This is a genomic window from Paenibacillus jamilae, assembly GCF_050482105.1.
Lineage (GTDB): Bacteria > Bacillota > Bacilli > Paenibacillales > Paenibacillaceae > Paenibacillus > Paenibacillus jamilae_B.
Map to the genome: position 1 here is coordinate 41,164 of NZ_JBCNHI010000011.1, position 13,460 is coordinate 54,623.

Annotated in this window: 14 protein-coding genes; 10 read left to right on the top strand and 4 right to left on the bottom strand. The window is 46.2% G+C overall.

Annotated features, from left to right (window positions below):
• Positions 1-47: 47 nt before the first annotated feature.
• Complete coding sequence (locus ABEW32_RS07665; protein WP_017426192.1) at positions 48-491, bottom strand: Lrp/AsnC family transcriptional regulator; 444 nt, start codon at positions 489-491, stop codon at positions 48-50.
• A gap of 171 nt (positions 492-662) precedes the next feature.
• Between ABEW32_RS07665 and ABEW32_RS07670 the strand changes: the two genes are divergently transcribed.
• The 5 genes from ABEW32_RS07670 (at position 663) to ABEW32_RS07690 (ending at position 6,422) form a co-directional block, all read left to right on the top strand.
• Entirely contained in the window at positions 663-1,829 is a 1,167-nt protein-coding gene (locus tag ABEW32_RS07670; RefSeq protein WP_430186260.1) for a serine hydrolase domain-containing protein, read from the top strand.
• A 233-nt stretch (positions 1,830-2,062) separates the two neighbouring features.
• Positions 2,063-3,037, top strand: a complete 975-nt coding sequence (gene abnA / locus ABEW32_RS07675) for an arabinan endo-1,5-alpha-L-arabinosidase AbnA (protein ID WP_430186262.1) — start codon at positions 2,063-2,065, stop codon at positions 3,035-3,037.
• A gap of 200 nt (positions 3,038-3,237) precedes the next feature.
• The gene (locus tag ABEW32_RS07680) at positions 3,238-4,323 is read left to right on the top strand and encodes a FecCD family ABC transporter permease (protein WP_430186264.1); all 1,086 of its coding nucleotides are present in this window, start codon (positions 3,238-3,240) and stop codon (positions 4,321-4,323) included.
• Positions 4,323-5,348: a FecCD family ABC transporter permease gene (locus ABEW32_RS07685; RefSeq protein WP_430186266.1), complete on the top strand. Its 1,026-nt coding sequence runs from the start codon at positions 4,323-4,325 to the stop codon at positions 5,346-5,348. Before ABEW32_RS07680 ends, ABEW32_RS07685 begins: the two co-directional genes overlap by 1 nt.
• Positions 5,349-5,474: 126 nt before the next feature.
• Positions 5,475-6,422, top strand: coding sequence for an ABC transporter substrate-binding protein (locus ABEW32_RS07690; RefSeq protein ID WP_430186268.1), 948 nt, complete (start codon positions 5,475-5,477; stop codon positions 6,420-6,422).
• Positions 6,423-6,591: 169 nt separating this feature from the next.
• Here ABEW32_RS07690 and ABEW32_RS07695 read toward each other — a convergent pair whose 3' ends face one another.
• On the bottom strand, positions 6,592-7,023 hold the full coding sequence (locus ABEW32_RS07695; RefSeq protein WP_430186270.1) for a hypothetical protein: 432 nt from the start codon (positions 7,021-7,023) through the stop codon (positions 6,592-6,594).
• Between the two features lie 196 nt (positions 7,024-7,219).
• Here ABEW32_RS07695 and ABEW32_RS07700 point away from each other — a divergent pair, with 196 nt between their 5' ends.
• From ABEW32_RS07700 to ABEW32_RS07710, 3 genes are all read left to right on the top strand, one after another.
• Positions 7,220-7,519, top strand: coding sequence for a hypothetical protein (locus ABEW32_RS07700; protein WP_430186272.1), 300 nt, complete (start codon positions 7,220-7,222; stop codon positions 7,517-7,519).
• Between the two features lie 275 nt (positions 7,520-7,794).
• Entirely contained in the window at positions 7,795-8,619 is an 825-nt protein-coding gene (locus tag ABEW32_RS07705; RefSeq protein ID WP_430186274.1) for an alpha/beta hydrolase, read from the top strand.
• 92 nt (positions 8,620-8,711) lie between these two features.
• Positions 8,712-9,503, top strand: coding sequence for a dioxygenase family protein (locus tag ABEW32_RS07710; RefSeq protein ID WP_430186276.1), 792 nt, complete (start codon positions 8,712-8,714; stop codon positions 9,501-9,503).
• Positions 9,504-9,575: 72 nt separating this feature from the next.
• Here the strand turns inward: ABEW32_RS07710 and ABEW32_RS07715 are convergent, their stop codons facing one another.
• Both ABEW32_RS07715 and ABEW32_RS07720 read right to left on the bottom strand, forming a co-directional pair.
• Positions 9,576-10,499, bottom strand: coding sequence for a hypothetical protein (locus ABEW32_RS07715; protein WP_430186278.1), 924 nt, complete (start codon positions 10,497-10,499; stop codon positions 9,576-9,578).
• A 291-nt stretch (positions 10,500-10,790) separates the two neighbouring features.
• A complete protein-coding gene (locus ABEW32_RS07720) occupies positions 10,791-11,309 on the bottom strand; it encodes a DoxX family membrane protein (protein ID WP_013369513.1) in 519 nt (172 codons plus the stop codon).
• Positions 11,310-11,559: 250 nt separating this feature from the next.
• Between ABEW32_RS07720 and ABEW32_RS07725 the strand changes: the two genes are divergently transcribed.
• Both ABEW32_RS07725 and ABEW32_RS07730 read left to right on the top strand, forming a co-directional pair.
• Complete coding sequence (locus ABEW32_RS07725) at positions 11,560-12,654, top strand: DUF3048 domain-containing protein (RefSeq protein ID WP_430186280.1); 1,095 nt, start codon at positions 11,560-11,562, stop codon at positions 12,652-12,654.
• A gap of 188 nt (positions 12,655-12,842) precedes the next feature.
• Complete coding sequence (locus ABEW32_RS07730) at positions 12,843-13,457, top strand: DUF47 domain-containing protein (RefSeq protein WP_013369515.1); 615 nt, start codon at positions 12,843-12,845, stop codon at positions 13,455-13,457.
• The last annotated feature ends 3 nt before the right edge of the window (positions 13,458-13,460 follow it).

Sequence of the window (13,460 nt, forward strand, 5' to 3'; positions counted from 1 at the left end):
ATCCGCTGCATGGCGGATTCATTTTTTTGGGATTAGAGAATTACATCTTATGCAAGCAAATTCGTTTCTCCAATGAAATTTTTATAAGCGATCGGTGAAGACATTACGATCAGAGTCGTATAGGTTCCGTATTGATCGCACCGGTTTTCAAACTCTTCCAGCTCCTGGGTTGTTTCCGTCAGGACCTTCAATAAATAATTATGCTCTCCGCTTATCCGGTAACATTCCGTTACTTCAGGTGATGAACGACAAAAATCAAGGAAAGGATAGCAATTCCGGGTCCGAACAAGCATATAGGCTGTGCATTGCTTACCCACTTTTTGTGAAGAAATGACGGTTCGGTACTCCTCGATAACCCCCTTTTCTTCCATGCGTTTTACACGTTCCGTTACGGCTGGCTGAGACAGTCCCACCAGCTTTCCTAAATCTGTCATTGATAATCTCGCCTGGTTCTGCAAATGGAGCAGGATGTTTTTATCGATTTCGTCCAAAAAAAATCGACCCCTTTGTTTTAAAAGTTATTTCTTTCAAATACCTTTAGAATCATCGAAAATTTCTTTATTTAACTTGTTTGTTTTATGCAAAACGGAAGAAATTATTTATATAATAAACACACTTGCTATAAATAATCAAGTGAATTACAGCAGGAGAGGATGAGAAGCATGAGAAATATAGATCTGGAATTGCTGCATAAAAGTGTCAATGAGGTAATTGACCACACACTTGAGGAAAAAAGGATTGTGGGTACCGTTGTCCAAATTGCATTAGGCGGAAACCTTGTTTACAACAGACCTGCTGGTTGGGCCGACTGTGAGCAGAAACGACCGATGCAGGAGAATGCTTTGTTTAGATATGCTTCGGTAACCAAGCCGATCGTGTCAACGGCAGCCTTAGTATTAATTTCGCAAGGGAGATTGCAGTTAAACGATCTGGTGGAAAAATGGTTGCCCGCCTTTCGTCCCAAACTGCCAAACGGAAAATATGCCTCCATGACCGTTCACCATCTGATGACCCATACCGCCGGCTTAACCTACCGTTTCTTCCAGGAGGAAAAGGGAACTTATGAGCTTGCCGGGATATCGGACGGCATGGATCTGGCAGGAATTACACTTGAAGAGAATCTGCAAAGACTCGCTTCTGTCCCGCTTCTATATGAGCCGGGGAAAATGTGGAGATATTCCATAGCAACAGACGTGCTCGGAGCGGTCATCGAAAAGGTTACAGGAATGCCGCTAAGTGAAGCTGTACGGTTGCTTGTAACTCATCCGCTTTCCATGAAGGACACGGATTTCAAGGCCGTGGACACGGACAGATTGACCGTGGCTTACGCAGACAGCGCAGGAGAGCCTCGGCGGTTGCAGGATTTTGATACCGTTCCTTTCGTGGAGGGGACGGCAGGATTCCTTCTTTCACCTAACAGATTTACCGATAAGACAGCTTATCCTTCCGGAGGAGCCGGCATGATTGGCAGCGCAGGAGACTTTCTTAAACTGCTGGAAGCTTTGCGGCAGGGAGGAAATCCGATTCTGCCTCAGGCTCTTGTCGCAGAAATGACAACCAATCAAATTGGTAACCTTGTGATGCCCTATTGGCCGGGGAGAGGTTTTGGACTTGGTTTCACGCTGCTTAAAGACCCAGCGGATGCCAATACACCGGAATCGCCGGGAACGTGGCGGATGGGCGGAACCTATGGCCACTCCTGGTTTGTTGATCCGAGAGAGGAGCTTAGTGTCGTAGCGTTCACCAATACGGCGCTTGAAGGAATGTCAGGCAGATTTACAACGGAGTTGTGCGAATCTGTCTACAAGGGTATTCGAGGAGTTAAGTAAAGAGTAAAAACGTTATCTTGAACAAATATTCGGAATCAACAATTCCAGTCTAGAACTATATTTTCTTCATACAGTTATGCGTAGTTTATGAATTTCTTTTTATTTGAAATAAAGCGTTTACAAAACTGGAGTTGATAGATTAATATATGGGTAACTTCATAAGTATAAACACTAACGTAATAGATGTATCAACCGATTTTCATTATAAGATACTAATTCGGAGGTGCGAAAGAATGTTGAAAGCATGGAAAAAATCAGTACAGGGCAAATTCGCCCGAACGGCATTTGCTGCCATAACTTCGGCTGCTTTGTTGCTGTCCGTGGTGCCGTCCACATCGGCCGAGCATTGGGCGTTAACAGGTGATGTGGCAGTACATGATCCGTCCATCACGAAGGAAGGCAATGCATGGTATATTTTCTCGACAGGGCAGGGGATACAGGTTCAAAGATCAGATGACGGCCGTAATTTTTACAGATTGCCGCAAATTTTCCTGTCGCCACTACCATGGTGGAAATCGTATGTTCCTAAACAAACCCCAAATGATGTATGGGCACCGGATGCTCAAAAGTACAATGGACGTGTGTGGGTGTACTATTCCATTTCTACTTTTGGGTCGCGTACTTCGGCCATTGGCTTGACTTCAGCAACGAGCATTGGCGCAGGAAGCTGGAGAGATGATGGACTGGTGCTGCGGACAACAGACTCTGACGATTATAATGCGATTGACCCGAATCTGGTCATTGACGCTTCCGGTAACCCGTGGCTTTCCTTCGGTTCATGGAATACGGGACTGAAAGTGACTCGACTGGATAAAAATACGATGAAGCCTACGGGCCAGATTTATTCTATTGCTAGACGTACGGCTGGCGGTTTGGAAGCACCGCATGTTACATACCGCAACGGCTATTATTATTTGTTTGCTTCCATTGATAACTGCTGCAAAGGCGTAAATAGTAATTACAAAATCGTTTATGGTCGCTCCACCAATATCACTGGGCCATATGTGGACAAGAGCGGAAAAAGCATGATGGACGGCGGTGGAACGATATTGGATGCGGGGAATGATCGCTGGAAGGGACCGGGTGGACAATCTGTCTATAACAACAGTGTGATTGCGCGTCATGCCTATGATGCCACCGATGGCGGAAATCCAAAGCTGCTGATTAGTGATCTGAAATGGGATTCGGCAGGCTGGCCTACCTACTAATAGAAGATTACTTGAAATCATCCGTGTAGTAATCTGACATAGATATACCTGAAAACTGTTCCTCCCAAGGGGGAACAGTTTTTGGCTTGCAATGTCATAGAAACGTGCTATTATGAATCAAGTTGATAATCATTATCATTGGCGTTTATTGTAATGAGAGTCATAATGGCTTTCAGGTATGGAGGGAGTGACCTCACGGAATGCAGTCTAAAGACAGCATGGACAAACATACTGCTTCATCAGAGAGGACCGCTCCTGAAGTAGCTTTTATAGCTCGCCCGGTGCTCCGGGCGGGGAGGATTCGGCAGGCATTGTTGTTCACAGCTTCTGCTGTATTGTTGGCCTTGGCCATGTTCGCCGCTATTTCACTTGGAGCCAAGGATCTGACCGTAAGCACTGTGTGGTCGGCAGTATTTCATTATGATCGTTCACTGACGACCCATCAGATCATTCATGAGCTGCGATTGCCACGTGTGCTCGGTGCAGCTATCATTGGGGCTGCGCTGGCGGTTGCGGGTTCTCTGATTCAAGGCATTACGCGCAACCCGCTGGGGGATACAGGTGTGCTGGGCATTAACGCAGGAGCGATGTTTGTAGTTGCAGTGAGTTTTGCTTTTTTCCCTGATCTACCTTATGGGATGTTAATTGTTTTGTCGTTCTTCGGGGCACTGATGAGTACCTTACTGGTATTCGGACTGGGGGCTTCCGCGCCAGGAGGACTGACACCCATGAGACTAACGGTGTCTGGAGCTGTGACAGCAGCCTTGTTAGGTTCCATGACTTCGGGAATTGCGATTTATTTTGATCTAAGTCAGGATCTAGCCTTCTGGTATGCCGGTGGTGTTGCCGGAATCAAATGGTCGCAGCTTAAGATTCTTGCGCCGATTTTGCTTACTGTGATCGCTTGGTCTATGGGGCTCGCACGCTCCATTTCATTGATTTCAATGGGCGATGAGGTCGCATTGAACCTGGGACTAAATCTCAGGCGTATCCGGCTGTTGGGGCTGCTAACTGTGGCGGTCCTGGCTGGGCTATCCGTATCGGCTGCCGGGGCCATCGGCTTTGTAGGCTTGGTCGTCCCACATATTGCTCGCAAGCTGATCGGTGTGGATTATCGCCAGATCGTACCATTGTCTGCATTATTGGGAGCCGTGCTGCTGGTGCTGGCTGATTTGGGAGCGAGAATGGCGAATCCGCCAGAGGAGCTAGCTATTGGAATTATGGTGTCTTTTATCGGAGTACCCTTTTTCCTCTTTCTCGCCCGTAAGGAAAGGAGGGAGTTATAGTGAGTCGCTCTCTAGGGACAGGGGATACAAGAACGACAAAGGCTTGGCTCGTTTGTTTAGTATTAGCTGGAATCAGCTTTGCTGTGCTTGTGCTGGGTTTGAATACCGGAACGATTCGTATTCCACCACTACGCGTGCTGGATACGTTGTTTGGCGGGGGGAGCGGACGTGATCACATGGTCCTGTTTGAATACCGTCTGCCGCGGATTGTTGTGACAGTGCTGGCTGGAGCGGGACTCGGGGCAGCCGGGGCGGTCATGCAGGGCTTATCACGAAACGCACTCGCAGATCCGGGGGTACTCGGACTTCATGCAGGGGCTGCGTTGGGACTGGTAATGTATGTCAGCTTTTTTCGCGATCTGGAAGGATCAGCAGCCTTGTTCATTCCTATGTTCACCTTTGCAGGAGGTGTCGTTGCGGCGGTGCTGATAGTTGTGCTGTCCTATAGTGGCAGCAGAGGGATCGTGCCTGTACGGCTGATCCTGTCCGGTATTGGTGTAGCCTCAGGACTCAGCGCCATAACGCTGTATTGGTCGTTGCAGCTGGATGAGGATACATACGCATTTACCGCACGTTGGCTGGCTGGCAGCGTATGGGGACGGGACTGGATACATGCAGTGGCGTTGCTGCCGTGGATTGTCATTATGCTGCCCTACGTTCTATCTCAGACACGCAGCCTGAATAATCTGTCGCTAGGTGATGAGACCGCAGCTGGAATTGGTACAAGTGTAAAGCGTCAGCGCTTAATACTGCTGGGCGCAGCAGTGGCTCTATCAAGTGCCAGCGTATCCATGGCTGGAGGTATCGGTTTTATTGGGCTGATTGCACCTCATCTGGCTCGCCGTCTGGTTGGACCGATGTATCAGCATTTGCTGCCAGTAGCCGCTTTGGTCGGGGTCGTTATTCTGGTCATTGCAGATACGATTGGTCGTTCGGTATTTCAGCCAAATGCGATCCCAGCAGGTGTAGTGGTTGCTGTGGTAGGAGCCCCGTATTTTTTATTCTTGTTGTCCCGAACCAAATGACAATCGGAATAGGTTACATATACAGTCCAATGCTGCACATGATGCGGTGTGCGGAACAACAACCAATTAGAAGCGCTGAAATTGAACATTAAAAATAAAGCTTCTATAGTATAGGAGAGAATATTCATGAGAAAAAATAGATTTGAGGGTTCAAGGTTTAAACGTTCATGGGTAGCCCTGTCGCTTGTTGCATGCATGATCATGCTGTCCGCTTGTGGACAAGCAGCAGACAAACAGGCTAGCGATACGAAAGCGGACGATAGTGCCCAAACCACCATTAGTGCAGATTCACGTATTGCTTCGATGTCTATTCATTTGACGAACAACCTGTTGGCACTAGGTATTACTCCGGCAGGCTCGGTGATTGGTGGAGATGTGAAGGATTTTCTACCCCATGTAAAAGATCGTCTTCAAAATACTCGTAAGCTGGGGGTTGTTACAGATCCTGATATGGAAGCGGTATTGGAGCTTCAACCGGATCATATTTTCCTCGACAAAAAATATTCGGGAACCGATGTGGCCAAGTTCGAAAAAATTGCACCAACCGAGGTTTTTGATCTAGATGAGGGTACATGGAAGGATCAATTGAAAAAAATAGCTGTTATGGTCAAACATGAAGCACAGGCAGATGCCTTTCTAAAAGATTATGATACCCAGAAGGAACGGGTCAAAAAGCTCATTCATTCCAAAATTGGAGACGGCACCGTCATGGCTGTACGTGTCACAGCGAAGGAAGTTCGTGTCATGGGCATGAAGCGTCCAGTGGGACCCCTGCTGTATCAGGATTTGGGCTTGAAGCCAGCCAAAGGTGTGGAAAAGATCAACAAGGCCTATCAGGTTGTATCCCAAGAGGTTTTGCCGGATTATGATGCCGATGCCATTCTGGTAATCATCAGTAAGGGTGCGGATGCGCAAAAGGTATACAAGCAGCTAGAGGGGAATACAGTATGGCAAGGACTTAAGGCTGTGAAGCAAGGTCATGTCTACATGCTGGACGGACAGCCTTGGCTGGACTACTCCGCAATGGGGCACAAAATTGCCCTGGATAATGCAGAGCAATTATTTTCCAAATAAGTGCTAAAGTAAATGAAGCCGTATTCCTCCATGCATTTTCTTGCAGGTAAGGGATACGGCTTTTCTAACGATATCCGAGCTTTAAGTCAGATGCTGATTGCAAATAAAAAGGAGCTGCTACGATTCCGTTCCGTAATGAGGCAGCTCCAGCACGGTGAGGATTATGAGATTATGAACGTTTTTTACGCAGAAAAATCGGTTTGAGTCCAATAAAGCCGATGGCTGCGAGCACTAAATTCATCCAAGGGGAGATTTTGAATACTGGCAACACACTGCGCAGCGCAAGTCCGGCGACAAGAATGACAACAACCAGTACTACATACATCAAGATGGATTTGAAATTCATTTGAGGCTTCACGGGAGCATGGTCTGGCTGTTGTGACTCCTCGCCTTCTTCTGGTCGATCCATGAAATTCATCAGTGCTTCAACTAGCAAAATGGCACCTGCGGCAATGATGATGAGGGTGGAAAGGCTAATTTTTTCAAAAGGTTGGATATCCCCGCCTGTAAAGGTGATAAACCAACCGATAATCGCCTGTGTCAAGAAAAACATGGACAAGGCAACCCATGCAATAAGCGTATAATTTTTTGCTTTATTCATTGCTTCCTCCTGCTTTATGATCGTATTCCAAGCTGATGGAACCGCCATTTTGTAACAAAGACAGTATACGTGAGGAAACGACGGATGGCAAAAGCCTTTCTCCATTATGTATATTACCGCTGCATTCTCCTCAAACTGGATACAGGGTGAGCACATAGAGCAGCCTGAATATAAAACGTTGAGAGGATGTAGCATCATGGAACTGGAGAACCAGGCAGATTATTCAGTCCAAAAACGACTGGCAGGTGCTCCGAACGGGAACAGCGGAAAAGCCTTGCTTGCAAACGTAAGTCACCGGAGCGTTCGAGGGACATCTCCAACGTACCGTATATTGGACGATGCTGAAATGGCTGAGGATACAGAATTTGCGGGTGAACTAGGTGAACAGAGCTTCCGTAGCCTGTGGCATGAGGATCAAAATAACGGCGCCTCTTGTAAACTGGAGTGGGAGGGACGAATCGAAACCCACCAAATGTTCAGGCACAGCTACGAGTAGCAATTCGTCTATTTTAATGTAGCAGATGCACTCTAATAAGCGGGTATATGGCGTTCTCCGGCATGACATCGGAGAGCGCCATTTGTTTACTTCTATATCGGTATGAACTGACAGGTTGACAAGGAAGCAGGGCGATGATAGACTGACTTTACTATAAAACTTATTAAACTTATCGGAATTAAAGTAAATGAATATCCTGGATGGATATTCGACGTTAACTATATGAGTTTAGTTGATTAAATGCTGTAGTAAAGCTTGAAACAGGGGGAATCAGGATGGAACGGCAAATTGGAATTCGTTTTAAAGATGAGGAACTGGCCGCTACAATTCATTATCCGAACCGTACGAATGAGGGAGAGCGTCAGAGACGTGTTCCACTCGTTGTCATTTGCCATGGTTTTGTGGGCAATCGTATCGGAGTAGATCGATTATTTGTCAAGACTGCGCGTGAGCTGGCAGAAGGGGGGTATTTTGTACTGCGCTTTGATTTTGCCGGTTGTGGAGAAAGCACTGGTGAATATGGTAAACAGGGGCTCGAATCCATGATCAATCAGACACGCACTGTGTTGGATTACGCCGTGAATTGCGCGGACATTGACCCGACCAAGGTGACGCTGATCGGTCACAGTTTGGGGGGCGCCGTTGCCCTGCTCACAGCCGTTCGGGACAAAAGAGTACAAAACCTGGTCCTTTGGTCAGCTGTCGGCTATCCGTTCAACGATATCGTTAAAATTACGGAGCGAAGCGTGTATGACGAGTCTGTTAAAGCCGGTCATGCAGACTATTTGGGATATAAGTTCACACCTGCTTATTTTGAGTCATTAGCTCAATTCCAACCGTTCCAAGAGGCCGTTAAATTTAACGGAGACGTGCTCGTTATTCATGGTACCTCGGATGATATCATTCCTGTGGATTATGCATTTCTGTTTCAAAAGGTATTTTGGATGCGTCCAGAGGGACGCTGTGATAAGGAGATTATTTTCCAGGGAGATCATACTTTCTCGTCAGGTAAAGAGCGGCAGCAGCTGATTGACCGCACACTGGAATGGCTGGATGAACAGGAAAATATTCAACGGGATTGGCAGCACTGGATGATCTGATTTCAGAGTGTAACGGATTGTATTGGAAATTGCGCCTCCGCCGGAGTAAAATAAAAGAGTAACACTATACTGGCGTGTGGAGGTTGGCAGCGATGACATTACCCTCAATTTTTGTTGCGCATGGTTCACCGACACTGGCTGTAGAAAATAACGCATATACCAGCTTTCTTGCAAAGCTGGGCGCGAGCCTGCCCCGACCCAAAGGAATTGTTATTTTTTCCGCGCATTGGGATAGCCCCGATCAATGTATCGGCGCGGATGATCAGCATGCAGCGTTGCACGATTTCTACGGCTTTCCCGAAGAAATGTACACACTTGATTACCCTGCACCAGGCGATCCAAAGCTGTATGAGGAGATAGGGCATCTGTTCAGTCAGCATAACCTGTTCCACCAGCCGGTTCGGAACCGGGGACTGGATCATGGAGCATGGGTGGTTTTGCGGCATATATATCCTGATGCGGACATTCCGGTCGTCCCCTTATCCATTGATTCACGGCGCGATCCTCAGGAGCAATACGAGATTGGACGAATGCTGGCGCCACTGCGTGAACAAGGGATTTTGATCCTCGGAAGTGGGGGATTGGTCCACAACTTGCGGACACTCAAGCAGACGAGTGAGCCAGCCGATTGGGCCGTTCAATATGATGACTGGATCGCACAGCAGCTTCAAGACTGGAATTTGCGCCATCTATTCCAATATGACAAGAAGGCTCCATATGCCAAGCAGGCGGTTCCTTCGTATGGAATAGAGCATTTTTCACCTCTGTTTTACGTGATGGGGGCTGCGGATCGTGATCGCTCCGCGCGTAAGCTATTTCAGTCGTATGTCCTTGGCTCATTAAGCCTCAATTGTTGGGCTTTTGGTCAAGGAATTAATCTGTAAATGTAAGAAAAAGAACTTCCGAAACCACATGGTGTGTGGGGTTGGAAGTTCTTTTGGTGTATGCTACTTTGATTAATTAGCAGGCACGTTCTTTTTTAGCCAGGTGGATACTTGCGTCGTACGCTTATCTTCGTTTTGATCCAATAGTGTCATAAATGCCTTCAGCTTTTGAATGTATACACTTTTCGAATCCCCATTGCGCTGAACGACGAGCTGGTATCCTTTTTTGGCATTAGGGCGAATCTTTCCATTGTCATCATCAAATAGCGGCGTATTGTTCGTACCATAAAAAGTATAAAAGAAATAGAGATCATGTAATGACTTCACTGCCTGTGTACGATTGGAATGTGGGTATTGGTTTATAAAGGACTCCAGCGCCAGCACTCGTCCTGCTAGCTGTTGATAACCGATGTGTAGTGCTGCATCCTTAGTAGCCGCCTGTCCGGATTCCAGTGCCATGATGTCAATATATCTGCGGATATCTGCGGTTATACCGTTTCCGAATACTTTATATTTCTCATAGTTGATGACTGGGTAAAACATGCCCTCTGCGGTTTCGAGCTTGTAGCCGGCATCTCTTGTTTGGGTGAGTAATTTTTTCAGTTTTGGATCACTTGTCCGGCTGATTACATTGGTGAACGAATCACCGGGTTTATAGACTTGACTTATTTTAGTTTGAACAGAGGTCGGATATAGGGTCTGTGCATATGAATCCAATTGCTGTTTCTGTGCATTTTCCAAGTGTAGCACTAGGATGGTAGCTTGAGAGGCAGGGATGGATTGGATATGCTTTTGTAAATAAGTGAATGCCTGAGGTAGCTTGCCTGGTTGGCGTAGTAGCTGCTCGAAGGTTTTGGAAATATGCTCTACACCTTCTGCTTGGGATATTGTAGTAGAAGTCGCTGCTTTGGCTGATGTCGTAGATCCCAATCCGATCGTCTGGACTGTGAAAGTTACTGCTGCGAGCATGAGGTAGGCTTTGGTGACTTTTTTCATGATATAACCCTCCATTGCGTTCTTTGTTGTAATTGTAGTGTATAGGGGAAATGTATCGTGAACATTCCGTGTTGTATCCAACTTGTAAACGTTTGGAGAGAAGCTGAATCCGAAAAAGGAGTCCCCAAGTCAGGATAAACTTGAGGACTCCTTTGTTCATTTAAATAGAGGAGGGTCAGCATGGCCACACATAAGAGAAGCAGCATAGCTCACAAAAACACCAAAGAGAAGCAGCAGAGCTGCACAAAAAAACAACCATTAGCCAGAGGATAACGGTTGTTTTTTGCGTAATTAAGCTATTTTTCGATTGGGGTCCGTTTGATAAGTATCTTTATTTTTACCAAACAGTCCACGCAGGAAGGGCAGTACCCAACGGTCAAAGCCGATTCTTCCGGCATTTGCACCAGCAACGATAAGGAAGATTTCAACCAGCAGGTAGATTGCATTGGTGCTTACTGTACCCGAGAACAGGAACGAGAAGTTCATAACCATAGCCATCAAAGTAGCCAGTGTAGTTAATGTACCAAGCAGCAGGCCAACCCCGACCAAGAACTCACCCAATGGGATCAGGACGTTGAACAAACCAACATTCGGCAGGGCAAAGGCTTCAAGGAACGATCCCCACCAGCCTTGTACAGCGGGGTGATCTCCACCTGTTTTGGCAATAGCCCCCGAGATAAATCCACCTGCATCAAATCCACCTGTCAGCTTCTCAAGTCCGTGGGTCATCCATTCATATCCTAGATATACCCGTACTACAGTCAGCAACCACATTGCTACTTTGTTCTCACGTAACCAGTTGTTAAACATTCAAACCACTCCTCTTTCGTAATCTATAATGATGGATTGTATTTCATTTTGTTGGGGATGATCATCTTTGCTACACCTTTATTGTATTAGGTTCAGTTACAGTTATTTGTGATAAAAATCACAAAGTCCAAATATTTTTTAAATTTTAATGTCTTCAGATAAGTATTCTATAGAGAGGGAATGCCTCAATCAAGACAAAAACAGGAAAAAGAGCTTATAATGAGAAAAATAACTATGTGGAGGGATGAACTTGTTCGGGCCTATTTCCCAACGAAATTATTGGTTGCGTGTAATGGCCTCAGCTCTGTTATGCATGACAATGATGTCTTGTTCTGCTATGTCCAACACGGGTGAATCTGAATCCGTTCCCCAACCGACCAAGCAAGAAACAGAGAACGAGGCGCTTGAACCGCCTAAGGAGCCATCTGTTCCAGCATTTACAGCTCCGCTTACCGGGCTTCCGGTGGAGCAGCCTGTTGTGGAGCGGCCGCTGGCTGTTATGATTAACAATGCCCCGGCTGCGCGTCCACAGGCAGGGCTTAGCCAAGCAGACATGATATATGAGGTACTTGCAGAAGGCGGCATTACCCGTTTGGTAGCTTTTTTCCAAAGTCATGGCGGAGATGTGAAGATTGGTCCGGTCCGCAGCATTCGGCCGTATTTAATTGAACTGGGCGAAACCTATGGCGCGTTGCCGATACATGCAGGGGGAAGTACAGATGCTTATGCGATTTTGCAGCAACAACGTAAAGAACATCTGGACGAGATTTCAAATGGAGGGGCTTACTTCTGGCGAAGCAAAGATCGTCGTCCTCCACATAATTTATACACCGATGTAAATAGGCTGCGTAAAGGAAGCGATAGCAAAGGGTATGCGAAGCAGACGGAGGTTCCAGTATATCGTTATCTTAAAACCGGCGAAACTCCAGTTATGGTGGACGAGAGTGCTACATCCGTGCACATCCGATTTTTGCTGAAAAGCTATCGCGTATCCTATACCTACGATCCAGCCGATCAACGATATAAGCGTTTTGTGAACGAAAAGTCACATCTGGATCAAAATAATAATCAACAGCTCTCAGCGGCCAATGTTATTGTGATGAGTACGAGGCATCGAACACTGGATGATGTAGGCAGATTAAGTGTTGAGCTGGACGGTAGCGGAGAGGCCATGGTGTTTCAACAAGGAAAGTTAATACGTGCTGAGTGGCAGCATACATCTGGAGATGCGATCCGGTTTATGAAAAATGGGGTTGAAATCCCGTTAACACCGGGTACATCCTATATACATGTGGTACCTGCAGATACTTCACTAGCGGAACGTGTAACAATAGAAGCAAATTAGAAAGCGTAATACACCTTTTTAGGAAAAAAATGTCGGATAATGACCTTCCATGTCGGGCATTGTATACGTATATCTAGAAATTTGCTTTTACAAACATTACAAAAACATTGATGAGTGTGATAAGATAGCAAAGGTTGTCTATTGCAGTCGAAACAGGTTGCGGATATTTTCGTAAAGGGGTAATCGTTATGAGATTGAAGAAAAAGGATATATTCTTCGAGACGTTGGAAAATATGGCAGATACGATCGTGCAAGCAGCCGATTATTTTGCCCAACATACTTCAAATTTCCAAGATGTGACTTTGTTTACCAATGAGATGAAGAAGTATGAAAATAAGTGTGATGATTACACACACACGATTATTACTGAGTTGAACAAGACCTTCATTACGCCGCTCGAACGCGACGACATCATGGAACTGACAACGACCATGGATGATGTGCTGGACGGTCTTGAAGCGACAGCCTCTCGTTTTTATATGTACAACATTACAGAGCCAGACGAGTATATTGTGCAGTTCGCTGATATTTTGCGTCAATCAGCTTACGAAATTCAGAAGGCGGTACATTTGCTTTCACAGAAAAAATTGCTGGCTATTCGTGAATACACCATTCGCCTGAATGATCTGGAAAATCAGGGGGATGAATTGCTGCGTATTTGCATCAAAAACCTGTTTGCAACTGTAACTGATCCTATTGAACTGATTAAACGTAAAGAATTGTACGAACGCCTTGAAACGACAACGGATTCATGCGAGGATGTTGCAAATATGCTGGAATCCATCATTATGCGTAACTCGTAAGGG